Origin of the sequence: Mesorhizobium sp. BR1-1-2 (assembly GCF_020165435.1) — a bacterium.
GTDB lineage: Bacteria > Pseudomonadota > Alphaproteobacteria > Rhizobiales > Rhizobiaceae > Mesorhizobium.
Genome location: NZ_JAIUID010000001.1, coordinates 433,682 through 455,275, shown reverse-complemented (window position 1 = coordinate 455,275; position 21,594 = coordinate 433,682). Strand labels below are relative to the sequence as shown.

Genomic DNA, 21,594 nt, shown 5'->3' with positions numbered 1-21,594 from the left:
AAATGAATGCAAGCCATTCTTTCATGGACGAAAGCAGCGCTTGTTGGTCACATGGGTGCCATGGTGAAAACGCAACTGTCGGTCAAGGTCGGGGCGGCAATCCGCCAGGCGCGCAAGCAGCGCGGCCTTGTCATGCGCCACATCGCCGAGCACAACGACACCGACGTCGCCGCGGTCGGTAATTGGGAAACCGGTCGCAACCTGCCCAAGACGGAAAACCTCCTGAAGACCGCCGCCTTTCTGCGTGTCGACCCGGTGGCGCTCGGCAAGGGCGACGTGGTCTTCCTCGACGATGCCGGACCGGTCAACGACGCCGAGATCGTCACCGATGCCGGGCCGCCGCCCGCCGGGCCGATGGACATCCAGGTGCTGGGCGCCGCGGTTGGCGGCGACGACGGCGATTTCACCTTCAACGGCGAGCCCGCCGGCTACGTCCAGCGCCCACCCGGCATCCGCAACCTGGCCAAGGTGTTCGCGCTGCACGTGCTCTCGGATTCCATGGTGCCCCGTTACGAGCCCGGAGACCTGATCTATTGCGGCGGCCGCGATGCCGTCCCGGGCGATCACGTGGTGATCGAAACCTTCCCGGAAGAGAACGAACGCAACGGCAAGGCCTTCATCAAGAAATTGGTCAAGCGCACCGCCGCCGAACTGGTGGTCGAACAGTACAATCCGCCGAAGACGTTGACCTTCAACCGCTACGCCATCAAGCAGGTCTGGCGGGTCATTCCGTTGAAGGAATTGCTGGGCTATTGAGGGCGACGGGGCAATTCTTCCTCCCACAAGTGGAGAAGGCAAAACCCAGCGTCGACGCCCTCGCCTTCACGCCCGCCCCGATCCCTCCAGCGCCATCTCGCGCTCGCTCAGCATGAGCGCCTCGCTGCGCACGCGCTGGCGCTTGTCGATAAACGCCGCCCGGATCTGGATCGCCGTGCCAGGCAGCCCGTCGGCGCGGCAGGCCGAGCAGACCAGCCGGCCTGAAAGCGCTGCCAGCGGGGTATTGCCAGTCACGCCGAAGCGCCGCAGCTGATCGGGCTTCCACCACCTGTTGCGGCCGCAATCGGCGCATTCGACCGAGATCGAAACGACATCCGCAATCACTGATCCCCTGCCCGTCAATGCCATCGCGGCTCGCCTCTTTGTTCCTTGTTTGTTCGCATCTTCCTGTGTTTTGAAACGAGAGTCGAGTCGCATCTTTCAGCGGTCTGCAAAAGTTTCTCTTTCATGAATTTTTGAGTTATGCTTCTATGTAGCTTGCAAAGCCGAGTCGGCGCGCGTGCAGCACCCCGGGAGAGACGATGGACGCCCTTGCCGCCGATTTCGCTCACGCCTGCGGCTATGGCGGCGACAGTCACGCTCTCATCGAGGCTTTCGGGAGAATCCGCGAACACGGCATCCGCCAGGCGCGCCTCGGCCATTTCAGGCGCAAGGTGGTCGTCGACGCGCTGAAACAATCGGAAGCGCTTTTCCTGGCGGCGATCAGCCCGGCGCTATCGGCACAGGAAGCCATCGAGGACGCCGCCCGCTTCATCGCCTTCTGGCGCAACATGCCGCGCTGGCGCCAGGAACGGCGTCTGGCGGACCTCGCCAAGGCGAGGCAGCAACGCCTGCTGGCGCGCTTCTTCCGCCGCTACGGCCACCGCATCTGGGCCTTGGAGGCGGCATAGGCGGGCTCGCCAAGCCATCGGCGACCGTACTGCGCCACGAGGGAAACGCAGCCATGAGAAGAGCTGGGCAATGCCGCCATTTGCGGGTTCCCATCCGAGTGTTTTCTTCCTAGATTGCCTGCGGGTGGCTGATCGTTCGACGTGCATATCAGGGAATGTTCAAGACTGCCCGTTCAAGAGTCCAGGCCTGGATCACGGCAGGCGCGGGAACCATCGCCGCGCTGTTGGCGGCCGGCCTCATGGGCGCCTTTGGCGCCCTGCCCGCTCACCCTCCGCCGCAACTGCCGTCCGATGCCGCCATCGATGCCGGCCGCTGGCGTATCAAGCCGGTGCGGTCCTATGTCAGCCATGCCGACATCCATGGCGTGCCGCTGAAACCGGGCCAGAAGGCACTGGTGCTGGAGGCCGACATGACCAACCGCACGGCCGAATCCAACAAGGCCTATTTTGCTGTCTTCAAGCCGGAGGGGATCACCCTGCCGGACCCGATGCCGATGATCGCCCTGATACGCGATTCGACCCTGGCGCCGGAACTGCACCCCGGCATGACCGAGCGCCTGGCGTATGTCTGGCCGCTGGCCGGCGACGCCGCCGTGCCGCCGAAGCTCGCCTTCGGCGTCACCGCGGAAATCTTCAAGCCGCGCGACAATCTCTACGGCACGCCCGGCTGGTACAATCCCTACCGTCTCGGCACCGTCACCTTGCCGCTCGCCGATATGCCGGCAACGGACACGCCGGGAGCCGGCTCATGAGCATGCGGGTCCTCGGCAATCTCGTGATTCTCGCCGCCACCGTGGCGCTGAGCTACGGCATGCAGCTTTCCAAGCCGCATTATGCCGACCTTACCGCGCCCATACCGGTCGACGGCGCCATGCACGACACGGTGCGGGCACGCAGCTTCGACGTGCGGCTGGACGGGGTCGTCTTCGCCCGGGCGCTGAAGACCAACCAGTTCGGGCAGCAAAAGCTTTTGACGACGAGCGGCGTGTGGGCGGTGGTGACGACCAGCCTCACCGGGACCGACGCCTCCATCACGGTCGCGGACGGCACCTGGCAAGGTCCGACGGGTCTGCGCTATCGCCAGACGGAGCGGCTGGGCTATCGCCAGGATATGCCGCCGCACAGCGTCGATCCCGGCTTGCAAAAACGCGGCCTGTTCGTCTTCGAAGTGCCACCCGACCAGATCCGCGGCGCTAGGCTGCTGATCTCGGAACGCCGATTCGGCGCGCTCGATGCGCAGGCCCGCATCAGCTTCGACGGGTTGCCGGCCGGAGCCGATGGACAGCCGGCCGGCATCCTGCCGCAATACGATTTGGATGCGCCGCCGGGCCAGACATCACAAGGCCAGACATCACAAGGCAAGACATCGCAGGCCAAGCCATGAGTGCCGTCTCGACCGACATGGAGCCGGCGGCCGGGCGGCAGGCCGAGAAAAAATGGCGCAGGCGCAGCCTGGCGGCGTTGGTCATCCTGCTGCCGCTGGCGCTGGCAGAAACCAGCCATGACAGCCTGCGCGAATGGCTTGGCGGCGAAGACCTCATCGCCAGGGATGTCCAGTTTGGCCAGTCCGCGCGCTTCGGCGGCAGCGACTGGGAACTGGCGGACCTGCGCGGCGGCAAGGCCGGCCGCTTGCCCGATCAGGCCTTCGCCGTCATCGCCACCTTCTCCGTCACCATCAGCGATCCCGACTTGCAGAAGCAATGGCTGGGCTGCAAGCTGATGCTGACCGATGCCGACGGCCGCCGCTGGCTCCCCGACATGATTTCGGGCGTCAGACTGCCGGACGGCGTGATGAACTGCACCTCGGCGATCTTCTCCGGCGCCAAGACAGGTGACGTCATCACCATCGGCGACACCTTCATCGTGCCCGAGGATGCCATCAAGACCATCCGTCCCGCCATTGGGCTGGGAAGTGAGCGGCCGTGGTACCTGCGGTTTCAACGGCCGCCGAAGTAGCGACAGCGCCGGCAGTCCGGAGTCACGGCACGGCGATCAACAGGACGTAGGCAACAAAGACGACGAGGTGAGCAAGTCCGGTGAGAACCGTCGTGCGTCCGGTACTGAAACTTACGATACTCACCGCAAGGGCCAGAACCAGCAAAATCACGTCGCTCGGACCGAGACCGAGGTTGAGCGACTTTCCGGTGATGAGGCTGGCCGCCGCCACTGCCGGGATCGTCAGTCCGATGGTCGCGCACGCCGAGCCCAAAGCGACGTTCAATGCGCGCTGGAGCTCATTCCCCCACGATGCCTTGACGGCGGAGATCGCCTCGGGGAGCAACACGACAAACGCAATCATCGCGCCGACGATCGCATCCGATTGCGGGATCTGCAGGTAGGTAAGGCCATCTTCAACGCCAGCCGCGACCCGTTCCGTCAGCAGAACGATCCCGACCAGTCCCAGAAGCAGGAAGACGAAATGCGTCGGCACGCCGTGAACCTGCGGAGAATGGCTTTCCGGGGCGCTTTCACGGACCTGCACCTCCAGGAAGTCCTCTTTCTGGCTGTAGCTCTGGGCGAAAACGAAACTGCCGTAGAGCAAGAGCGACAGCAGCGCGACGAAGGCCAGTTGCGTGGGAGAAAATGTCCCGGGGCTGGTGGCGAGCGTGTAGTTCGGAAGCACCATGGTCAGCACCGTGATCGCGGTCAGCACCGAAAGAAAGGAACTTGTGCCTTGCCTTCGGATGTCCTGGTGGCGGTGCCGCCACCCGCCGAGTGTCAGGCACAGCCCCACGATGCCGGTGCAAACGATCATGACCGTGGAGAACACGGATTCTCGCGCCAGGGTCGGATTATTGGCGCCATGTCGCATCATCGAGACGATGATCGACACTTCGATCGTCGTTACGGCCAAGGTAAGGACCAGGGTGCCGTACGGCTGTCCGACACGTCGGGCTATCGCCTCCGCATGTCGCAACACGGCAAAGACGGTTGCCAAGGTAAGAACGATCGATATGCCGGCAACGATCACCACAATCGCCGTCCGGTAATCGTCGATCGGCTCTATGTTCGATTGCAATATCAACGCCAGCGCGCAGCAGACCACAGGCAGGCCGAAGGTCATTGTCTCACTTCGACGGCGGAAGAAGTAAGTCATGGCATTCTCTTCGATCTTGCGAATGCAAACAGGCGGTCTGTTTACGAGACCAGGAAAGATCGCACTTTCGCCTCATCACACGTACATGGCAAGGCGCGACAAGGATACGCTACGGTCGTTCGCGTCGCTACCGGGAACGACCGCCCGCCTCAACCGTCCCCTTGGAAAGCGAGAACGCCGTCTCCAGCACGGCGGCGAGGAAGCAGATGCGCAGCGGCTCGACCAGGATGCCGGTGGAGGAATCCTGGAACGGGCTGCCGAACAACAGCGTCACGCCATGCGACAGGATCTGCCAGACGTCGAGTTCGTGCGGGCCGATCAGCCGCGTCGCACCCAGCCACAGCCAGGCCGCGCCCCAGTCGAGCAGGCGGTAGCCGACGATCAGCGTGCACAGCAATACGAGGCTGGAGCTTACCGTCAGCCGCACGCCATTGGCGATCGGCAGATAGCGCGAGCGGTAACCGGCGATGAAATGCTCGACGAAATCGCGCAGGAATTTCGGCAGGCCGGCATAGCGCTTGCCGACGCGTTCCAGCCGGCCGTGCACGCGCGTCAGTGCCGTGTCGTCGCGCACGTCATAGCCATAGATCAGCGCCGCCATGACCAGCCAGATCAGCGGCAAGAGCATGTAGAAGAACAGGTTGACGGCGATCGTCGAGGGCGCGATCGAGGTGATCTCGACCGGCACCATGGGCGCGGCCGTCGCCGCCGGCACCGGGCTCGCCAGCCCGTCGGCAGAGGCCTGCAGAACGGACCAGAAATTGCGGCTCATCAGCCATTGCAACGCGCTGTCCTTCCAGCGGCTGATGACGTAGAGACCGACGAAGATCCAGTTGGTCTCGCAGATCACCACCACGATCTGCCAGAACGAGCCGGCGCCCGTTTTCGTCTGCATGAATTTGGCCAGCCGGCGCACCAGCCAGGACACCGCCACCGAGACCAGCAGCCAGCGCGAATCCAGCACGTCCAGCACATTGGCGCTCTGGCCGAAACCGGCCTGGTCGAGCGTTTCGCGCGAATATTGGCGCACGATGTCGCCGAGGAATCCCCAGGCCGCATAATAGGCGAAGAAGGGCAACAGCGCGATGGTGATCATCCGCACCAGCCGCGAACCGCGCTCGTCCGCGGCTCCCTCCCTCTCGGCGACCGTGGCCTTTTCCGCGCCACGCTGCGCGGCCAGCACATGGGGCAAGCCGGGGCGCAGCACATGGAACATCGCCACCGTCACCACCAGTTGCGCCAGTGCCACCAGCGTCAGCATGGCGAGCCCGGCGAAATGGTTGGCGAGCGCCACCTTGGCCGCCAGTTGCAACAGCAGGTCGCCGGCCAGAACACCGGCCAGAACAAGCGCGACCAGTTGCGGCCAGAACCGCCGCAGCAGCGAAAAACTCAAGCTGATCGGTTTGATGATATCGGCAAACATGAGGTTCTCTCAGAATGCCACCCGCCCGAAATCCTTCTAGCAAAGGGCGGTTGTTTTGCAACCGATGCGCGACTTCCCTTCTCCCCTTGTGGGAGAAGGTGGATCGGCGCGTTGGCGCCGAGACGGATGAGGGGTGTTCCAGCGGAGTGAGACGCTGGCGTTCCCTGGAACACCCCTCATCCGACCTCGCTTCGCGAGGCCACCTTCTCCCACAAGGGGAGAAGGGAAAAACCGTCCTACCTTCTCACCCGCGACTTCAGCCAGCGATCGAACGCCACCGCCAGGATCAGGATCAGGCCGATGACGATGCTTTGCGTGTAGGACGAGACGTTGTTGAACTGGAGTCCGTTCTGCAGCACGCCGATCAGGGCGGCGCCCACCACGGTGCCGCCGACCGAGCCGATGCCGCCGAACAGCGAGGTGCCGCCGATGACGACGGCCGAGATGACCGTCAGCTCGTAGCCGATGCCGGCCACCGCTTCGGACGAATTCAGCCTGGCCGACAGCACGAAGGCGGCGAGCCCGGCGAAGAAGCCAACGATGACATAGACCGAGACCAGGATATGGTCGACGCGCAGCCCCGACAGCCGTGCGGCCTCGGCATTGCCGCCGACGGCGTAGACGGCGCGTCCATAGCGCGTGTAGCGCAGCACGATGTGGCACAGGATGGCGGCCACCGCGAAGATGAGCGCCGGCACCGGCACGGGGCCGATCAGCCCGGTGCCGAACCAGCGCATCGAAGCGTCGAAGCCCGAGATCGGACCGCCATTGGAGATGGTCAGCGTCAGGCCGCGAAACACCGTGAGCCCGCCAAGCGTGACGACGAAGGGCGGCACTTTCAGCCTGGTTATGGCAAAGCCCTGCACGCCGCCGGCCACCGCCCCCACCACCACGGCGGCGAGCAGCGCCGCGAACCAGCCATAGCCCTGCGTTCCCGACGTCGACAGCGACAGCGTGTTGGCAGTACCGCCCTTGGCGACCACGGCCGCCACCATGCCGCAGAAAGCGAGCAGCGACCCGACCGAGAGATCGATGCCGGCGGTGAGGATGACGAAGGTCATGCCGAGCGCGATCAGCCCGGTGATCGATATCTGGCGGGTGATGTTGAACAGATTGATCGGATCGATGAAGCTCGGCTTCAGCACGGTGAAGACGACCACGAGCGCCGCCAGGAACAGCAGCGGCCCGAAATTCATCAACAGCCGCGCAATGCTGATGCCGCCACGCCGGCTCTGCTCCTCGGCCACGCTCATCGTGCCTCCTCCTCAACCGCTCCCGGCTGGTCGAGCGCCATCAGTTCCATCAGTTTTTCCTCGCTTGCCTCGATGCCCGGCATCTGCCCGGTGATGCGTCCCTTGCGCATGGTCACGATCCGGTCCGACACAGCCAGCACTTCGGGCAGCTCGGACGAAATCATCATCACCGCTATGCCGCGCGCTGCCAATTGCACCAGGATCTGGTGCACCTCGGCCTTGGCGCCGACATCGACGCCGCGCGTCGGCTCGTCGACGATCAGCACCTTGGGATCCCGCGCCAGCCAGCGCGCCAGGATCACCTTCTGCTGGTTGCCGCCCGACAGGCCCTCGATCGCCTGCTCGGCCGACGCCATGCGGATCGACAGCATTTTCCGGAACCCCGCCAGCGCATCGCGCTCGCGCCGCTCGGCCATGAAGCCGAAGCCATTGCTGAACCGCCCGAGCGAGGCGACGGAGAAATTCGGCAGGATGCCGAGCGCGGCGAAGATCGCTTGATGCTTGCGGTCCTCAGGCACCAGGCCGATCCCGAGCGCTATTGCATCCGCCGGCGAGGCCGGCGCGATGGGTCTGCCGTCGAGCGTTATCGTGCCGCCCGCGATCCGGTCGGCGCCGAAGATGGCGCGCGCCAGCTCCGTTCGGCCCGAGCCGACGAGGCCGGCGACACCGAGGATCTCGCCGGCCTTCAGGTCGATGTCCACGCCGTCGAGCACGATGGCGTGCGGCGCTTCGGGGTCGCGCACCGTGCGCAATCCGCGCACCGACAGCACGACGTCGCCGGCCACCGTGCGCTGCGCCGGCCGCGCATAGAGTTCGGACGCCGCGCGGCCGACCATTTTCTCGATGATGCGCGGCAATCGGATCGGCCCGCCTTCGCGGTCGAGATTGCCGGCCAACCTGCCGTCGCGCAGCACCGTCATGCGGTCGCAGATGGCGGCGGCCTCCTCCAGCCGATGGGTGACGAACATGATGGCGACATGGTCCTTGCGCAGCCTGTCCATGATCGACAGCAGCCGCTGCACCTCTGTCTCGGTCAGCGCCGAGGTCGGCTCGTCCATGATGATCAGCCGGCTCTTCAGCGACAGCGCTCGTGCAATCTCGACGAGTTGCTGCTCGGCCACCGAAAGCGCCGAGACCGGCGTCATCGGATCGATCGTGAGGCCGACGCGGGCGATGATCGTGCGGGAGTCCTGCTCCATCTTGCGCCAGGAGACAAGGCCGAGCGGACCGGTCGGGGCACGGCCTATGAAGATGTTCTCCGCCACCGTCAGCGTCGGGATCAGGCTGAGTTCCTGGTAGATGGTGACGATGCCGAGCCGCTTGGCATCCTGCGGGCTCGACGGCCGGTAGTCGGCGCCGTCGAAAATGATGTGGCCGCCGGAGGGCGGCATGACGCCCGACAGGATTTTCAGCAGCGTCGACTTGCCCGCGCCGTTTTCGCCCAGCAGGCCGAGGATTTCGCCGGGCCTGACATCGAGCGAGACCTCGCTGAGCGCGGTGACGCCTGCGAAATGCTTGGTGACGCCCTCGACGGCGAGCAGGACGGGTGCGGCTTCAGCTGGCAAGGGTGGCTTCCTTAGTGAAGTTCATCCGGGCTCCGTCAGCGCTTGAACGCCCCCCTCTGTCCTGCCGGACATCTCCCCCTCAAGGGGGAAGATCGGCGGTGTCACGGGCATCGCCTTTTCTTGCAGCATAGAAGAATTGGCGAAAACAGAGCAAACAGCCGATCTCCCCCCTTGAGGGGGAGATGGCCGGCAGGCCAGAGGGGGGCGTGCTCCGCCAGCCTTGCCAATCCAGCCCTCACTTCGTCTCGTTCAACCTCTCGGCCTTGTCGAGATTGTCCTTACCGATGACGATCGGCGTCAACAGCACCAGCTTCTCCCTCGGCTCTTTCTTGTCCCTGGCGTAAGCGACGGCGATCTGCACGGCGGTGCGCGACTGCTGGCCCGGGAACTGTTCGACCGTGCCGGCGAGCTTGCCGTCGCGGACCGCGACCAGCGCTTCCGGCAGCGCGTCGAAGCCGTAGATCTTGACGTCGGTGAAGTTGCGCGCGGCACAAGCCTCCATGGCGCCCAGCGCCATGTCGTCATTGGCGCAAATGATGGCGTCCGGCTTGCCGTTGGCGGCAAGGCCGGCTTCCGTCACCGACAGCGCCTCGGCACGGGCGAAATTGGCGGTCTGCTCGAAGACGATCTGGTATTTGTCCTTCAAGGGATCGAGCACATTGTGCACGCCCTTGTTGCGGTCGATCGCCGGCCCGGCGCCGGGCTGGCCCTGCAGATGGAACAATTTGGCGCCGTTGGGGAATGCCGCCACCACGGCCTGAGCTTCCGCCTCGCCACCCTTGACGTTGTCGGCGCCGACATGGGCGAGAATGCCCTCGACACCGTCGACGCGGCGATCGATCGTGACCACGGGAACGCCCGCCTTGACCGCTTCCTCGATGGCCGGCGCCAGCGCGTTGACGTCGAGCGGCGAGATCACGATGGCGTTGACCTTCTGCACAAGGGCCGCCTCGATGTCGGCGGTCTGCTTGGTGGCCGAGTTCTGGCCATCGCTCTCGGTCAGGTTGACACCTTGCGTGGCGGCTTCCGCCTTGATCTCGTTCAGCATGTGCACGAAGAACGGAAAGCCGAGACTGGGCACCGAGCCGAGAATGGTGAGCTTCTCCTGCGCAAATGCCGAGGGCGCGGCAAGCACCATGGCGCCCGCGGCCACGGACGTCATCAGGAATTCACGTCTGTTCATGGGATCCTCCTCCACAAGAACGCACGGCCCCGGAAACCGGGACGGTTTCAGGAAGGATCATGCGTCGGTTCAAAGTGTTGGAGCATCCTCCTTGCGTTTGCTAACGCATGCCGCTCCAGCTGATCGCCGTTGCAAAAACTGCCTCCCGTCGGCACCAGCAAACGGATGCTAGCCCAGGCTCAACCATTTGTGCAACATCGATATAACAGGGCCAGACGGCAATGGTCGGAATTTGGATGAGCCGGGTGCCCAGCTTCCATTCTCCGGCGCTGGCCCTAGTTTGAACCGCGCCTGAGCCCGTTCCCCGGAGACACCCGCATGAAACCGCACATCATCTGCCATATGATCGCATCGCTGGACGGCAGTCTTCACCCAAGCCGCTACACGGCCAGCCCGGACGGAACCCGGGCCGAATGGTCGAGCCTCTACGAGCACATCCATAATGATCTTGCGGGCGACGGCTGGATCGTCGGCCGCGTCACCATGGCCGAGATGAGCAAGGCCGGCGCGCACCCGCCCGCCGATGCGGGCAAGGTCGACCGACCCTATCATGTCGCGCAAACCGGTACGGGCAGCTATGCGGTGGCGCTCGATCCCTCGGGCAAGCTCCACTTTTCCAAACCCGACATTGGCGGCGACCATGTCGTGGTGCTGCTTGGGCACGACGTCGCCGACAGCCACCTGGCCGAGCTCGCTGCCGACGGCGTGTCCTATATCGTGGCGGAAACGGCCGACATGGATCTCGGCCGGATGCTCGAAGTTCTCAACCGCGAATTCGCCATTCGTCGGCTGCTGCTCGAGGGCGGCGCCGGCATCAACGGTTCCTTCTTCGCGGCCGGCCTTGTCGATGAGCTCAGCCTTCTCGTGGCTCCCGCCCTTGACGGGCGGGCGGCGAACCAGGGTTTCGTCGAATTCGGCGAGACCGGCCTCGCGGGCAAGATGCAACTGTCGCTCAAAAGCTGCGAAGCCCTTGCCCACGGGCTCGTCCATTTGCGCTACGCCGTCGGCTGACGACGCTCTATCGGCGCGTCAAGCGTCGTACCGCATGGCCTCGAGATCGGCGATCAGCGTCGGGCCGGTCGGCTGCCAGCCGAGCCGCGCCTGGGTCAGCGCGCTGGAGGCCGGCAGATCCATCGGGGCGAACATCGCCATCCAGCCGAAATGCTCCGCCGCCTGTTCCGCCGCGATCGAAACCACCGGCACGCTCAGGCCCCGCCCGATCGCCTCGGCGATCGCGCGTACTTCGACGCCTTCCTCGCCGACCGCGTGATAGCGCGCGCCGGGCTGCCGCTTTTCCACCGCCAGCCGGTAGAGGCGCGCCGCGTCCAGGAGATGGCCCGCCGCATAGCGGTTGCGGCCCTCGCCGACATAGGCCGAAACGCCTTTCTGGCGCACGATTTCGATGAGCGGCGTGATGAGCCCTTGCTTGACCGGGTCGTGAACCTGCGGCAGCCGCACCACCGAGACGTTGACGCCGGCTTCCAGCAAGGCATTGCCGGCGAGCTCCGAGGCGATGCGCGGATTGGGATGGCTGGCGTTGAAGACGTCTTCGCTGGCAAGCTCGCCATGTCCGGGGCTGCCCACGCCGACGCCGGAAGTGATCACCAGCGGCCGGTCGGATCCGGCCAATGCCTGGCCGAGTGCCGCGATGACACGGCTATCCTTCTCGCAATTCTCGGCAAAGCGGGAGAAATCATGGTCGAAGGCCGTGTGGATCACCGCTTCCGCCTTTGCCGCGCCGTCGCGCAGGCCCTCGGGATCCTCGAGCGTTCCCCGATGCACTTCGGCGCCCGCCGCCGTCAGCGCTTCGACCCCCGCTTCGGAGCGAGTGACGCCGACCACCCGATGGCCCGCCTTGATGAGCTCGGCAACGAGCGCCGAGCCGATGAAACCGGTCGCGCCGGTCAAAAAGATACGCATGCGAATTCTCCTGCACGATTGCCTGCGCAGTATCGCCGGTCTATTATTCCATTAAAGTAGTGATCTTATCGTGGTATAATGGCTAACAGGATGCCCACCAATTCCGCCGGTTCGCTCGCGGCGTTTCTGAGAGACCGGCGCACCCGGCTCGATCCGGCCTCGTTCGGATTTTCAGGGCGCCGGCGCACGCCGGGGCTGCGCCGGGAAGAGGTGGCCCAGCGCGCCAACATCAGCCCTACCTGGTACACATGGCTGGAGCAGGGTCGTGGCGGCGCGCCTTCGGCCGATGTGCTGAACCGCATCGCCAAGGGGCTGATGCTGACCGAGGCCGAGCGCGAGCATCTTTTCATGCTCGGGCTCGGACGCCCGCCCGAGGTCCGCTATATCGGTGCGGAAGGCATCAGCCCCCGGCTGCAGCGCCTCCTCGACACGCTTGAAGCGAGCCCCGCCTTGGTCAGGACCGCCACCTGGGATGTCGTTGCCTGGAACCGCGCCGCCCAGGTCGTGCTGACCGATTACAGCGCCCTGCCCGCCGACCAGCGCAATATTTTGCGCTTCATGTTCCGCAGCCCGGCCATCCGCGAAAAGCAGCACGACTGGGAAAGCCTCGCCCGTTTCGTGGTGGGCGCCTTCCGCGCCGACGCGGCGCGTGCCGGCGCGGTGTCCGAGGTACGCGAACTCGTCGACGAACTGTGCAGCGCCAGCCCCGAATTCGCCGCCCTGTGGCGCGAGAACGACGTGCTCAGCCATGGCGACGGAACCAAGCGGCTGAAGCACCCGGTGCTCGGCGATATCGAGCTGGAATATTCGGGGTTCGCGGTCGACGGCCGCCCGGATTTGAGCCTGACCGTCTACAATCCGGTCGACAGCGCGGTCGCGGAGCGGATTCGCGAACTGGCGAAGCGCGCCAAGGTGTCGTTGGACCCGCCGCGATGATCCCTGCTCCTTCTTGGAACATTCCAGAAATGCGCGGCGGGTTGCGTCCGACGATGCGTCCCATGAAACCGTCATCGCGGCGCCTCACCACCGCATCCCGGCGACAAAATCGATGAATGCCCGCAGCGGCGCCGGGATGAGGCGGCGGCCGGGGTAATAGAGGAACGGGCCGGAAAACTCCTGCCACCAGGGCTCCAGTACCGGCTCGAGCCGGCCATCGTCGAAATAGGGGCGCAGCCAGTCCTCGAACAGCGAGACGATGCCGCCGCCGGCGACCGCCACATCGAGCGCAAGCGCCATAGCCGTGCCGGTGCTGACCAGCAGCGGCCCGGTCGGCTCGACGCTCACTATCTCGCCGTCGCGCTCGAACTCCCAGGGCGGCCTCAGGCCGCTGGCGAAGCGGCCGCGTAGGCATGCGTGATCGAGGAGGTCGCGCGGATGGTCGGGCCGGCCACGCCGGTCGAGATAGGCCGTTGCGGCAGCGGTGGCGAAGCGTTGCCGGCGCGGGCCGATCGGGACGGCGATCATGTCCTGCTCCAGCCGCTCGTCATAGCGGATGCCGGCATCGCAGCCGCTCGCCAGTATGTCGACGAAACTGTCCTCGGCGGTCACCTCCAGTCTTATGTCGGGATAGGCGGCAAGGAAGGGCGGCAGAAGGCGCGGCAGCACCAGTTTCGCCGCCACGACAGGCACGTTGAGCCGCAGCGTGCCGGCTGGGCGGCCGCGAAAGCCGTTGACGACATCGAGCGCTGCCTCGACCTCGCCGAGCGCGGGGCCCAGCCGCTCCAGCAGGCGCGCGCCGGCCTCGGTCGGGGCGACGCTGCGCGTGGTGCGGTTGAGGAGCCGCACGCCGAGCCCGGCCTCCAGCCGCCGCACCGTTTCGCTGAGGCTGGAGGCGCTGACGCCACTGACCCTGGCCGCCTCGCGAAAACCGCCGGCGCGCGCCACCGCCATGAATGCCTGCAGGTCGCCCAGATCCGCCATTGTTCGCCTTTCCGCACAGCCTGTGCCGATTGCGCCATATTATCGCGCAAGCGTGCATTGTCTATATCTGGGCCGATCCACAGGAGATTGAGACCATGACTGACATCAGCAAGGCCGGAACCTTCAAGCTCGGCGACCGCACCGTGAAGCGCATGGGCTATGGCGCCATGCAACTGGCCGGACCCGGCGTGTTCGGCCCGCCGAAGGACCGCGATGCGGCACTGGCCGTGCTGCGCGAGGCGGTGGCGAGCGGCGTCGACCACATCGACACCAGCGATTTCTACGGCCCGCACATCACCAACCAGATCATCCGCGAGGCGCTGCACCCCTACCCCGCCAGTCTCACCATCGTCACCAAGATCAGTGCCCGGCGTGGCGCGGATGCATCATGGATCCCCGCAATGTCGCCGCAGGAGCTGACGCAGGCCGTGCACGACAATTTGCGCAATCTCGGCCTGGACGTGATCGAGGTGGTGAACCTGCGCTCCATGCATGGCATCCACGGGCCCGCCGAAGGTTCGCTCGAGCCGCAGTTGAACACGCTCGCCGAATTGCAGCATCAGGGCCTGGTGCGCCATATCGGCATGAGCAACGTCACCCGCGCCCAGATCGCGCAGGGACGTGGCATCGCCGACATTGTCTGCGTGCAGAACCAGTACAACATCGCGCATCGCGAGGACGACGCGCTGATCGACGAGCTTGCCGCCGACGGCATTGCCTATGTGCCGTTTTTCCCGCTCGGCGGCTTCACGCCGCTGCAATCCAGCACGCTGGCCGATGTCGCGCAAAAACTCGGCGCGACGCCCATGCAGGTGGCGCTCGCCTGGCTGCTGCGCCGCGCGCCCAACATCCTGCTCATCCCCGGCACCTCGTCCGTCGCGCATCTCAGGCAAAACATGGCGGCGGCGGAGCTGGAGCTGCCGGCCGACGCGCTTGCCGTGCTGAACGGGATCGCGGACGAGACCCACCAAGCGGCCTGAGGTGCTATGCCGTGAGCGTGGCGCTCTACGGCGCCCCCCTCTGTCCTGCCGGACATCTCCCCACTTGGGGGGAGATCGGCAGCTTGATCGTCGGCTCTCTATTTCTGCAACGTCGAAGATCGGCGAAGGCCGTGATGACGGCCAATCTCCCCACTCGTGGGGAGATGTCCGGCAGGACAGAGGGGGGCGCCGTAGAGCGCGACAGCGGGTGCTGAAACTCCCTCCGCCGGCTTGCGAAGCGAGCGTCGCCCATGCCATCAGTCGACCGAACCGGCGACTGCAAGATGACACCACGGCGGACAGAAAACACCGACAGACCGGCAAGCACCGGCGTCAGCCTCAACCGCGCGCTGTCGAAGCTCGGCCTGTGCTCGCGCACGCAGGCCGAGCGGCTGATTGCCGACGGCCGCGTACGCGTCGGCGGCAAGATCGCACGCAACGCCTCCCTGCGTGTCGACATGAAGCGCGACCGCATCGTCGTCGACGGCGAAGAAATATTTGCCGAGCGCAAGGTCTATCTCATGCTCAACAAGCCGCGCGGGCTGGTCACGACCCGCGACGACCCTCTCGAGCGCGACACCGTCTATGCCTGCCTCGAAGGGCTCGACTTGCCTTTCGTCTCGCCGGTCGGCCGGCTGGACAAGGCGAGCGAAGGCCTGCTGCTGATGACCAACGACACCCGCTTTGCCAACCGGCTGATGGACCCGGCCTCGCACCTGCCCAAGACCTACCATGTCCAGATCGGCACGGTGCCCGACGCGGCGGTGCTGGAAGCGCTGCGCGCCGGCGTGCGTGTCGACGGCGAGACCTTGAGCGCCAATTCGATCGAGTTGCTGCGCAGCGGCGGCCGCACCGCCTGGCTGGAGATCGTGCTCGACGAGGGCCGCAACCGCCACATCCGGCGCCTGCTCGCCGCCCACGGCATCGAGGTCAAGCGCCTGATCCGCGTCGCCATTGGCCGCTTGCCGCTCGGCGATCTCGCCAAGGGTACGGCGAGGCATTTGACGCCCGACGAATTGGCGCTGCTGGCGGGGTGAATAGGCGCAGGGTCGGCACTTCGTTCGGCAGATCTGAAATCGCGCCGGCACTTCCGTCTCCTGACGGAAAGCTGTCAGGAGCCCCGGCCTATAGAAGGCCGGGGGCCCAGCCGCGGCTTCGACGATCAAGGAGCCAATGCGATGAATTTCGTCTCTGTCCGCATCATCACGTCCGATGTCCAGCGCCTCGTGCGCTTTTATGGCGAGATCACCGGCATGCCGGTGACGATGTACACGGAGGACTTCGCCGAACTGGCGACACCGGCCTGCACGCTGGCGATCGGCAGCACGCGCACCCTGATGCTGTTCGGCAGCGACATCGCCCGCCCAGCCGACAACCGCACGGCCATCATCGAATTCCGGGTCGGCGACGTCGATGCCGAATTCGCCAGGCTGGCGGAAACCATCAAGGGCGCAATTGTCCAGGAGCCTACCACCATGCCTTGGGGCAACCGCTCGCTGCTGTTCCGCGACCCCGACTGCAATCTGGTGAATTTCTTCACGCCGGTAACCGCCGAAGCGATCCGGAAATTCGACAGCTAGGCCGCCCTACTTCCCGTTCCACTTGCGCACCACCGGCTCGCCGAGGTCATGCTCGTAGCCGAGCACGCTGATGCTGGCCGTATCGAGCACGAACAGCGCGCCGTCCTCCGGCGGCAAGCCGAGCCAGCGGGCGGTGAGCACGCGCAGGAAGTGCGCGCTGGAAAAGATCAGCATGTCGGCATTTGCCTCGCGCAGGCGATCGATGATCCTGTCGGCGCGGGCGCCCACATCGGCCGCCGTTTCGCCTTGCGGGCAGCCGTCGCGAAAGACGTTCCAGCCCGGCCGTTCGGCCAGGATCTCCCTGGTGGTTCGCCCTTCATAGGCGCCGTAGTCCCATTCCTGCAGGTCGTCCATCTTGATGCTTTGCGCCCCGAAACCGGCAAGCAGGCTGGTGTTGTAGGCGCGCTGCGAGGGGCTCGACCATACGGCCGAAAACGGCAGGCCTTTCAGCCGATCCGCCACGCCCCGCGCGGCGGCCTCGCCGGCCGCCGTCAGCGGCATGTCGGTGCGGCCGGTGTGCTGGCCCGAAAGGCTCCACGCCGTCTCGCCATGCCGGACCAGATGGATTTGAGGAAACGCACTGCTCATGACGGGCCTTTCGAAGTTGCCGCACCTTAGAGGACGATGCGGCGAAGGGAAATCCAGCTGGCGCGAAAGTCCGGGGTGGAACGCCCGTTTGGGTGCGGTCCATGCAATGCCCACCACATTCCCTGGCCCTGATCCCCGCCGCATTGGCACAATGACTGGGCGCCGGGCATAACTATGTGTGGTCCATAGTTCACCAAGCACGATAGGTCACGATCATCATGTACAAACATCTGCTCATCGCCACCGACGGGTCGGAACTGGCCGACAAGGGCGTTGCCCACGGCCTCGGGCTGGCAAAGGGCCTCGGCGCCACCGTGACCTTTGTCACCGTCTCGGAACAATTCCCGATCTTCGCCTGGGGCGGCGCCATGGCCGGCTACGCCGCGGGCGATGAGCTGGCCGCCTATCAGGAAGAAGCCCGCAAATACGGCAAGGAAGTGCTCGACAAATGCAAGGCTTCCGCCGAGGGGCTGGGCGTGTCGGCCAAGGTCGTGCACATCGAGGACAGAAGGCCCGCCGAGGCGATCCTGGAACTGTCGCAGACCGAACGCTGCGACCTGATCGTCATGGCCTCGCACGGCCGCCGCGGACTGGGCAGGCTGCTCCTGGGCAGCCAGACGGCGGAAGTCGTGTCCTACAGCGAAATCCCGGTCCTGGTGGTGCGGTAGGCCGGGTCCGGCGCCCTGCAAGAGGCACTCAGAACGCCGCCTCGGCCATGAGATAAAATCCAAGCGCCAAGAGCCCCGCGAAGAACACTTTGCGAAAAGTCTCGACGCTCATGCGCTGGCGCAGCGCCTGGCCGACAGCCATGCCGGCGAGCGCAGGCGCCAGTGCCGCGACCGAGCCCGCCAGCCCGGCCGTCGGCGACGCCAGGGCGCCTGCCCTGAACAGCCCGATGGCCAGCGCCGCCGTCGACACGGTGAAGGACAGGCCGAGCGCTTGGATCAGCTCTTCCTTGCCCAGCCGCAGCGATTGCAGGTAGGGCACCGCCGGAATGACGAAGACGCCGGTGGCGCCGGTGACCAGGCCGGTCGCCACCCCGACCAGCGGCGACAGCAAGGCCTCGTGGCGTGGCGGCGTCGAAAAGCCGGCCTTGGCGAGGCCGAGAAAGGCGTAGAGCATCAGTGCCACGCCGAGCGCACCGGACGCGGCCGCCGTATGCGCGCCGGTGAGCAGGCCGGCGCCGGCGACGGTGCCGATCACCACGCCGGCCATCATCGTCCATAGCCGCCTGGCGAGCCCGCCGAACGAAGGACCGGTGGACAATTGCCACAGATTGGTAACCAGCGACGGGATCAGCAGGAGCGTGGCCGCCTCGGCCGGCGCCATGGTCACCGCCAGCAGGCCCATCGCCACCGTCGGCAGGCCCATCCCGACCACGCCCTTGACGAAGCCGGCGGCAAGGAAGACGGCGCAGACCCAGGCGACGGCGGCGGCGCTCAGCGGCTCAATCATGGAGCAGCATGTCGGCGGCGTCGGTCCTGGCTGCCGCCAGTCCGGCGGCGGCGCTGCCGGCAGGGGCGGATGTCATGGCGCATCCTGGCATGCCGGAATCCGTGCGCGCCATGGCCAGAACAGCAACGGCGACCGCCAGCAGCATCGCCGCGCTTTCAGCAATGCCGAGCCCTTGCCGGTTCGATGCTGGTTTTCTCATCATGGACCTCCACCGAAACTGTTTGACGAAATTCGCCGTCACCCACAATGTGGGAATTGCGACGCCAGCCTTCGGCTGAGCCGAAGGCTGGCGCTGAAAGCGATCGGCCGGATCGCTGTCGATCACGTGTGCCCGGGCTGTCTTGCCGGAGGAAAAAGATGCGCTTCGACCTCGTCGATCTCCGGCTGTTCCTGCTGGTTGCCGAGCGCGGCAGCATCACCCATGGCGCCGAGCTCGCGGGCCTCGCGCTGGCCTCGGCCAGCGCCCGCATCAAGGGCATGGAGGACAGGCTCGGCGCGCCGCTGCTGGAGCGCCGCCGGCGCGGCGTGGTGCCGACGGCCGCCGGCCAGGCACTACTGCACCACGCGCGCACGGTGCAGAACCAGATCGAGGCGATGGCCGGCGAGCTTGGCGCCTATGCCACCGGCCTGCGTGCGCGGGTCCGCCTGCTCGCCAACACGGCCGCCACCAGCGAGCTTCTGCGCGACAGGCTGCCGGCCTTTCTGGTCGCGCATCCCGGCATCGACGTAGAGCTCGATGAGCGCCCCAGCCACGAGATCGCCGAGGCGGTGGCCAGCGGCGCCGCCGATCTTGGCATTGCCGCGACCTGGGCCGGCCTTTCGCATCTCGACCAGAAACCGTTCTTCGTCGATAGGCTAGTGGTGATCGCCGCGCGCAACCGCCCCGGCCTCGAAGGCCGCGCGACCGGCCTCGCCGACATTCTCGATGAAACCTTTGTCGGCCTGAGCGCCGGCCATCCCTTGCAGGAGCACATCTCCCGCCAGGCCGCGCGCCTTGGCGGTCATCTGCATTTTCGCATCCGCGTGCCCGGCCTCGACAATGTCTGTAGGCTGGTGGCCCAGGGCGCGGGCATCGCCATCGTGCCGGAAAGCATGGTGCGCCGCTCGGCGCGAAACCTGCGCAGCCTGCCGCTGACCGATGAATGGGCGACGCGTCAACTCAATCTCTGCGCCCGCCGCTTCGACAAGTTGACGCCGCAGGCCAAGCTGCTGGTGGCCGCACTGGTGTGAAGCCGCCGCCCACATGCTGAATTCGCGTGGAATCATGCCTTGCCTTTAAGGAATCCATGAAATAGCTTGTTTGCACATAGGCAAAAAAATCGCCTAGCTTTTTTCGTTTTATGAAAGACGGGGGACTTGCGGGAACATCTCGATCTGACCGATCGGCGGCTGGTCAAACAGTTGTCGCAGGACGCGCAGCCGGGCATCAACCGCCTCGCCGAGATTCTGGCGATCTCGGTGCCGACGGTGCGCACGCGGCTGCGCAACCTGCTCGACCGCAACCTGCTCAAGATCGTCGGGCTCTTGAACCTGACCGAGCGGCCCGAACTGATCTCGGCCATCGTCGGCATCAACGCGCAAGGGCGCGGCCGCGCCCGCGAGCTGGCGCAACGCATTTCCGAACTGCCCTTCGTCAACTCGGCCTCGGTCGTCACCGGGCGCTTCGACATCATCGTCGACGTGACGGTGGCCGGCGACGTCGCCGATCTCTACCGCGTCACCAGCGAGTTGATCCCGGGCGCCGGCGAGCCGGGCGAGGTCGTGCGCAGCGAGACCTTCGTGGTCATGGCGTCCTGCAACAAATGGGTTAGCCTGCCGGAAGGCTGCTGGTCGGACGACAGCATTCGCAAGGAGCCGGCATGAGGATAGCGGCTTTCGGGGGCCTCGGCCTGTTCAACTCGCTGCTGCATGTGCCGGACGCGGCTTTCGTCGACGCGTTGGCCAGGCGCGGCGTCACGGTCGCCGAAACGGCGGCACGGCACTGAGGAGACGGATTTTCGAACGGTGGCCGCCGCCGGCAACGGCACCGCCGCTCAAAAAGCACCCTGTAGGGTAGACAACAAGACGACAAAAAGGAGGAATGCCCAATGAAACCAATGAACATTGCCAAGCTTTTCATCGCCGGCCTCGCACTGGCCGGCCTTACCGCCGCCGCCAGCGCCGGAGCGCTCGACGACATCACCAAACGCGGCGAACTGCGTGTCGCGGTGCAGACGCAGGGACCGCCCTTCTCGCTGGTCGGCGCCAATGGCGAACGCACCGGCAGCTCGGTGGAACTGGCCGAACTGATGGCCAAGGAAATGGGCGTCAAGATCACCTTCCTCGACTTCGACTGGGACGGCCTGATCCCGGCGCTGCTTTCGGGCAAGGCCGACCTTCTGGTCGCCGACATGACGCCGACGCTGGCGCGCGGCATGAAGGTCGCGTTCACCACGCCTTACATGTACACGGGCAGCACCGTCTTCACCAAGGCCGACGGCAAGTTCAAGACCACCGAGGACTGCAAGGCCAAAGGCACCAAGATCGCCGTGCTGCTCGGCGCCACCGGCGAGAAGGAAGCCAAGGCCGCCTTCCCCGATGCCGACATCAAGAGCTACAAGGGCGGCGGTCCGCTGCTGCTCGACGCCGTCAACAACGGCCAGGCCGATTGCGGCGTCAACGACGTCTCGGCGGTCAAGGGCCAGTCGACAGCCTATCCGGCCGGCACCTTCACCATCATGCCGGACCTGCTGTCGAAGGAACCGCTTGCCTTCGCCACCCGCTATGACGAGCCGGACCTCCTGATCTGGATGAACCTGTTCCTCAACCAGGTCACCATCGACGGCCGCCTGCAGAAGAACCTCGACTACTGGGTCAATTCGGAAGACTGGAAGAAAGATCACTGATTAGGGATTAGAAATTAGGGAGTAGGGAATAGGCAGTAGGGAATTCCGGACACGCTTCCCTACTGCCTACTGCCTACT

General features: G+C 65.6%; 26 protein-coding genes and 1 pseudogene. 15 read left to right on the top strand and 12 right to left on the bottom strand.

All coding sequences use genetic code 11. From position 1 onward, the window contains the following. The first annotated feature begins 51 nt into the window (after positions 1-51). A complete protein-coding gene (locus LB551_RS02275; RefSeq protein WP_140552340.1) occupies positions 52-756 on the top strand; it encodes an XRE family transcriptional regulator in 705 nt (234 codons plus the stop codon). A 66-nt stretch (positions 757-822) separates the two neighbouring features. Here the strand turns inward: LB551_RS02275 and LB551_RS02270 are convergent, their stop codons facing one another. Then, positions 823-1,125 (bottom strand): hypothetical protein, encoded by a 303-nt coding sequence (locus LB551_RS02270; RefSeq protein WP_224658052.1) that lies wholly within the window; start codon positions 1,123-1,125, stop codon positions 823-825. A gap of 173 nt (positions 1,126-1,298) precedes the next feature. Between LB551_RS02270 and LB551_RS02265 the strand changes: the two genes are divergently transcribed. The 4 genes from LB551_RS02265 to LB551_RS02250 all read left to right on the top strand — a co-directional run bounded on the left by LB551_RS02265 (position 1,299) and on the right by LB551_RS02250 (position 3,623). Beyond that, positions 1,299-1,667 (top strand): hypothetical protein, encoded by a 369-nt coding sequence (locus LB551_RS02265; protein ID WP_224658051.1) that lies wholly within the window; start codon positions 1,299-1,301, stop codon positions 1,665-1,667. Between the two features lie 155 nt (positions 1,668-1,822). Then, complete coding sequence (locus LB551_RS02260) at positions 1,823-2,419, top strand: hypothetical protein (RefSeq protein WP_224658050.1); 597 nt, start codon at positions 1,823-1,825, stop codon at positions 2,417-2,419. Beyond that, complete coding sequence (locus LB551_RS02255; protein ID WP_224658049.1) at positions 2,416-3,051, top strand: hypothetical protein; 636 nt, start codon at positions 2,416-2,418, stop codon at positions 3,049-3,051. The genes LB551_RS02260 and LB551_RS02255 overlap by 4 nt, the downstream gene beginning before the upstream one ends. Continuing rightward, the gene (locus LB551_RS02250; protein WP_224658048.1) at positions 3,048-3,623 is read left to right on the top strand and encodes a hypothetical protein; all 576 of its coding nucleotides are present in this window, start codon (positions 3,048-3,050) and stop codon (positions 3,621-3,623) included. Before LB551_RS02255 ends, LB551_RS02250 begins: the two co-directional genes overlap by 4 nt. Positions 3,624-3,645: 22 nt before the next feature. On the opposite strand, the gene LB551_RS02245 is transcribed toward LB551_RS02250, so the two are convergent. The 6 genes and pseudogenes from LB551_RS02245 to LB551_RS02225 all read right to left on the bottom strand — a co-directional run bounded on the left by LB551_RS02245 (position 3,646) and on the right by LB551_RS02225 (position 10,188). Then, positions 3,646-4,764 (bottom strand): calcium:proton antiporter, encoded by a 1,119-nt coding sequence (locus LB551_RS02245; RefSeq protein ID WP_224658047.1) that lies wholly within the window; start codon positions 4,762-4,764, stop codon positions 3,646-3,648. Positions 4,765-4,891: 127 nt separating this feature from the next. Further along, positions 4,892-6,187 carry a hypothetical protein gene (locus LB551_RS02240; RefSeq protein ID WP_224658046.1) on the bottom strand — a complete coding sequence of 432 codons (1,296 nt, stop codon included), beginning with the start codon at positions 6,185-6,187 and terminating at the stop codon, positions 4,892-4,894. Between the two features lie 236 nt (positions 6,188-6,423). Continuing rightward, complete coding sequence (locus tag LB551_RS02235) at positions 6,424-7,440, bottom strand: ABC transporter permease (protein ID WP_224658045.1); 1,017 nt, start codon at positions 7,438-7,440, stop codon at positions 6,424-6,426. Next, positions 7,437-8,519, bottom strand: a complete 1,083-nt coding sequence (locus tag LB551_RS02230) for a sugar ABC transporter ATP-binding protein (RefSeq protein ID WP_411970928.1) — start codon at positions 8,517-8,519, stop codon at positions 7,437-7,439. Before LB551_RS02230 ends, LB551_RS02235 begins: the two co-directional genes overlap by 4 nt. Next, a pseudogene (locus tag LB551_RS30080) lies at positions 8,493-8,921 on the bottom strand (ATP-binding cassette domain-containing protein); the annotation flags it as partial. The gene LB551_RS02230 and the pseudogene LB551_RS30080, both read right to left, overlap by 27 nt. 319 nt (positions 8,922-9,240) lie before the next feature. Further along, the gene (locus LB551_RS02225; RefSeq protein ID WP_224658044.1) at positions 9,241-10,188 is read right to left on the bottom strand and encodes a substrate-binding domain-containing protein; all 948 of its coding nucleotides are present in this window, start codon (positions 10,186-10,188) and stop codon (positions 9,241-9,243) included. Between the two features lie 318 nt (positions 10,189-10,506). Here LB551_RS02225 and LB551_RS02220 point away from each other — a divergent pair, with 318 nt between their 5' ends. After that, entirely contained in the window at positions 10,507-11,199 is a 693-nt protein-coding gene (locus tag LB551_RS02220; RefSeq protein ID WP_224658043.1) for a RibD family protein, read from the top strand. 18 nt (positions 11,200-11,217) lie between these two features. Here LB551_RS02220 and LB551_RS02215 read toward each other — a convergent pair whose 3' ends face one another. After that, a complete protein-coding gene (locus tag LB551_RS02215) occupies positions 11,218-12,108 on the bottom strand; it encodes an SDR family oxidoreductase (protein ID WP_224658042.1) in 891 nt (296 codons plus the stop codon). Positions 12,109-12,198: 90 nt separating this feature from the next. Here LB551_RS02215 and LB551_RS02210 point away from each other — a divergent pair, with 90 nt between their 5' ends. Continuing rightward, the gene (locus LB551_RS02210; protein ID WP_224658041.1) at positions 12,199-13,044 is read left to right on the top strand and encodes a helix-turn-helix transcriptional regulator; all 846 of its coding nucleotides are present in this window, start codon (positions 12,199-12,201) and stop codon (positions 13,042-13,044) included. A gap of 84 nt (positions 13,045-13,128) precedes the next feature. Here the strand turns inward: LB551_RS02210 and LB551_RS02205 are convergent, their stop codons facing one another. After that, positions 13,129-14,028, bottom strand: a complete 900-nt coding sequence (locus LB551_RS02205) for a LysR family transcriptional regulator (RefSeq protein ID WP_224658040.1) — start codon at positions 14,026-14,028, stop codon at positions 13,129-13,131. 95 nt (positions 14,029-14,123) lie between these two features. Here LB551_RS02205 and LB551_RS02200 point away from each other — a divergent pair, with 95 nt between their 5' ends. The 3 genes from LB551_RS02200 (at position 14,124) to LB551_RS02190 (ending at position 16,588) form a co-directional block, all read left to right on the top strand. After that, positions 14,124-15,008 (top strand): aldo/keto reductase family oxidoreductase, encoded by an 885-nt coding sequence (locus LB551_RS02200; RefSeq protein ID WP_224658039.1) that lies wholly within the window; start codon positions 14,124-14,126, stop codon positions 15,006-15,008. 284 nt (positions 15,009-15,292) lie between these two features. Further along, on the top strand, positions 15,293-16,045 hold the full coding sequence (locus LB551_RS02195) for a pseudouridine synthase (RefSeq protein WP_140552005.1): 753 nt from the start codon (positions 15,293-15,295) through the stop codon (positions 16,043-16,045). Between the two features lie 141 nt (positions 16,046-16,186). After that, entirely contained in the window at positions 16,187-16,588 is a 402-nt protein-coding gene (locus tag LB551_RS02190; protein WP_140552006.1) for a VOC family protein, read from the top strand. A gap of 6 nt (positions 16,589-16,594) precedes the next feature. Here LB551_RS02190 and LB551_RS02185 read toward each other — a convergent pair whose 3' ends face one another. Beyond that, on the bottom strand, positions 16,595-17,176 hold the full coding sequence (locus LB551_RS02185; RefSeq protein ID WP_140552007.1) for a histidine phosphatase family protein: 582 nt from the start codon (positions 17,174-17,176) through the stop codon (positions 16,595-16,597). Positions 17,177-17,394: 218 nt separating this feature from the next. On the opposite strand from LB551_RS02185, the gene LB551_RS02180 reads away from it, so the two are divergent. Further along, positions 17,395-17,844 (top strand): universal stress protein, encoded by a 450-nt coding sequence (locus LB551_RS02180; protein WP_140552008.1) that lies wholly within the window; start codon positions 17,395-17,397, stop codon positions 17,842-17,844. Positions 17,845-17,872: 28 nt separating this feature from the next. On the opposite strand, the gene LB551_RS02175 is transcribed toward LB551_RS02180, so the two are convergent. Together LB551_RS02175 and LB551_RS02170 are read right to left on the bottom strand one after the other, a co-directional pair. Next, complete coding sequence (locus tag LB551_RS02175) at positions 17,873-18,631, bottom strand: sulfite exporter TauE/SafE family protein (protein ID WP_224658038.1); 759 nt, start codon at positions 18,629-18,631, stop codon at positions 17,873-17,875. Continuing rightward, a complete protein-coding gene (locus tag LB551_RS02170) occupies positions 18,624-18,830 on the bottom strand; it encodes a hypothetical protein (protein ID WP_224658037.1) in 207 nt (68 codons plus the stop codon). The genes LB551_RS02175 and LB551_RS02170 overlap by 8 nt, the downstream gene beginning before the upstream one ends. 158 nt (positions 18,831-18,988) lie before the next feature. On the opposite strand from LB551_RS02170, the gene LB551_RS02165 reads away from it, so the two are divergent. The 4 genes from LB551_RS02165 (at position 18,989) to LB551_RS02155 (ending at position 21,516) form a co-directional block, all read left to right on the top strand. Then, the gene (locus LB551_RS02165) at positions 18,989-19,861 is read left to right on the top strand and encodes a LysR substrate-binding domain-containing protein (RefSeq protein WP_224658036.1); all 873 of its coding nucleotides are present in this window, start codon (positions 18,989-18,991) and stop codon (positions 19,859-19,861) included. 126 nt (positions 19,862-19,987) lie between these two features. Beyond that, the gene (locus tag LB551_RS02160) at positions 19,988-20,494 is read left to right on the top strand and encodes an Lrp/AsnC family transcriptional regulator (protein WP_140499160.1); all 507 of its coding nucleotides are present in this window, start codon (positions 19,988-19,990) and stop codon (positions 20,492-20,494) included. Continuing rightward, positions 20,491-20,616, top strand: a complete 126-nt coding sequence (locus LB551_RS29880; protein WP_263495660.1) for a hypothetical protein — start codon at positions 20,491-20,493, stop codon at positions 20,614-20,616. The genes LB551_RS02160 and LB551_RS29880 overlap by 4 nt, the downstream gene beginning before the upstream one ends. 111 nt (positions 20,617-20,727) lie before the next feature. Beyond that, a complete protein-coding gene (locus LB551_RS02155; RefSeq protein ID WP_140556462.1) occupies positions 20,728-21,516 on the top strand; it encodes an ABC transporter substrate-binding protein in 789 nt (262 codons plus the stop codon). Positions 21,517-21,594 lie beyond the last annotated feature (78 nt).

Excerpts from the sequence above, each read along its gene's own strand:
- LB551_RS02155 (WP_140556462.1), top strand. The coding sequence starts at position 20,728 with ATGAACATTGCCAAGCTTTTCATCGCCGGCCTCGCACTGGCCGGCCTT.
- LB551_RS02220 (WP_224658043.1), top strand. The coding sequence starts at position 10,507 with ATGAAACCGCACATCATCTGCCATATGATCGCATCGCTGGACGGCAGT.
- LB551_RS02275 (WP_140552340.1), top strand. The coding sequence starts at position 52 with ATGGGTGCCATGGTGAAAACGCAACTGTCGGTCAAGGTCGGGGCGGCA.
- LB551_RS02175 (WP_224658038.1), bottom strand. The coding sequence starts at position 18,631 with ATGATTGAGCCGCTGAGCGCCGCCGCCGTCGCCTGGGTCTGCGCCGTC.
- LB551_RS02190 (WP_140552006.1), top strand. The coding sequence starts at position 16,187 with ATGAATTTCGTCTCTGTCCGCATCATCACGTCCGATGTCCAGCGCCTC.
- LB551_RS02225 (WP_224658044.1), bottom strand. The coding sequence starts at position 10,188 with ATGAACAGACGTGAATTCCTGATGACGTCCGTGGCCGCGGGCGCCATG.
- LB551_RS02185 (WP_140552007.1), bottom strand. The coding sequence starts at position 17,176 with ATGAGCAGTGCGTTTCCTCAAATCCATCTGGTCCGGCATGGCGAGACG.
- LB551_RS02245 (WP_224658047.1), bottom strand. The coding sequence starts at position 4,764 with ATGACTTACTTCTTCCGCCGTCGAAGTGAGACAATGACCTTCGGCCTG.
- LB551_RS02250 (WP_224658048.1), top strand. The coding sequence starts at position 3,048 with ATGAGTGCCGTCTCGACCGACATGGAGCCGGCGGCCGGGCGGCAGGCC.
- LB551_RS02235 (WP_224658045.1), bottom strand. The coding sequence starts at position 7,440 with ATGAGCGTGGCCGAGGAGCAGAGCCGGCGTGGCGGCATCAGCATTGCG.
- LB551_RS02215 (WP_224658042.1), bottom strand. The coding sequence starts at position 12,108 with ATGCGTATCTTTTTGACCGGCGCGACCGGTTTCATCGGCTCGGCGCTC.
- LB551_RS02270 (WP_224658052.1), bottom strand. The coding sequence starts at position 1,125 with ATGGCATTGACGGGCAGGGGATCAGTGATTGCGGATGTCGTTTCGATC.
- LB551_RS02210 (WP_224658041.1), top strand. The coding sequence starts at position 12,199 with ATGCCCACCAATTCCGCCGGTTCGCTCGCGGCGTTTCTGAGAGACCGG.
- LB551_RS02240 (WP_224658046.1), bottom strand. The coding sequence starts at position 6,187 with ATGTTTGCCGATATCATCAAACCGATCAGCTTGAGTTTTTCGCTGCTG.
- LB551_RS02165 (WP_224658036.1), top strand. The coding sequence starts at position 18,989 with ATGCGCTTCGACCTCGTCGATCTCCGGCTGTTCCTGCTGGTTGCCGAG.
- LB551_RS29880 (WP_263495660.1), top strand. The coding sequence starts at position 20,491 with ATGAGGATAGCGGCTTTCGGGGGCCTCGGCCTGTTCAACTCGCTGCTG.
- LB551_RS02205 (WP_224658040.1), bottom strand. The coding sequence starts at position 14,028 with ATGGCGGATCTGGGCGACCTGCAGGCATTCATGGCGGTGGCGCGCGCC.
- LB551_RS02180 (WP_140552008.1), top strand. The coding sequence starts at position 17,395 with ATGTACAAACATCTGCTCATCGCCACCGACGGGTCGGAACTGGCCGAC.
- LB551_RS02200 (WP_224658039.1), top strand. The coding sequence starts at position 14,124 with ATGACTGACATCAGCAAGGCCGGAACCTTCAAGCTCGGCGACCGCACC.
- LB551_RS02195 (WP_140552005.1), top strand. The coding sequence starts at position 15,293 with ATGACACCACGGCGGACAGAAAACACCGACAGACCGGCAAGCACCGGC.
- LB551_RS02170 (WP_224658037.1), bottom strand. The coding sequence starts at position 18,830 with ATGAGAAAACCAGCATCGAACCGGCAAGGGCTCGGCATTGCTGAAAGC.
- LB551_RS02260 (WP_224658050.1), top strand. The coding sequence starts at position 1,823 with ATGTTCAAGACTGCCCGTTCAAGAGTCCAGGCCTGGATCACGGCAGGC.
- LB551_RS02255 (WP_224658049.1), top strand. The coding sequence starts at position 2,416 with ATGAGCATGCGGGTCCTCGGCAATCTCGTGATTCTCGCCGCCACCGTG.
- LB551_RS02265 (WP_224658051.1), top strand. The coding sequence starts at position 1,299 with ATGGACGCCCTTGCCGCCGATTTCGCTCACGCCTGCGGCTATGGCGGC.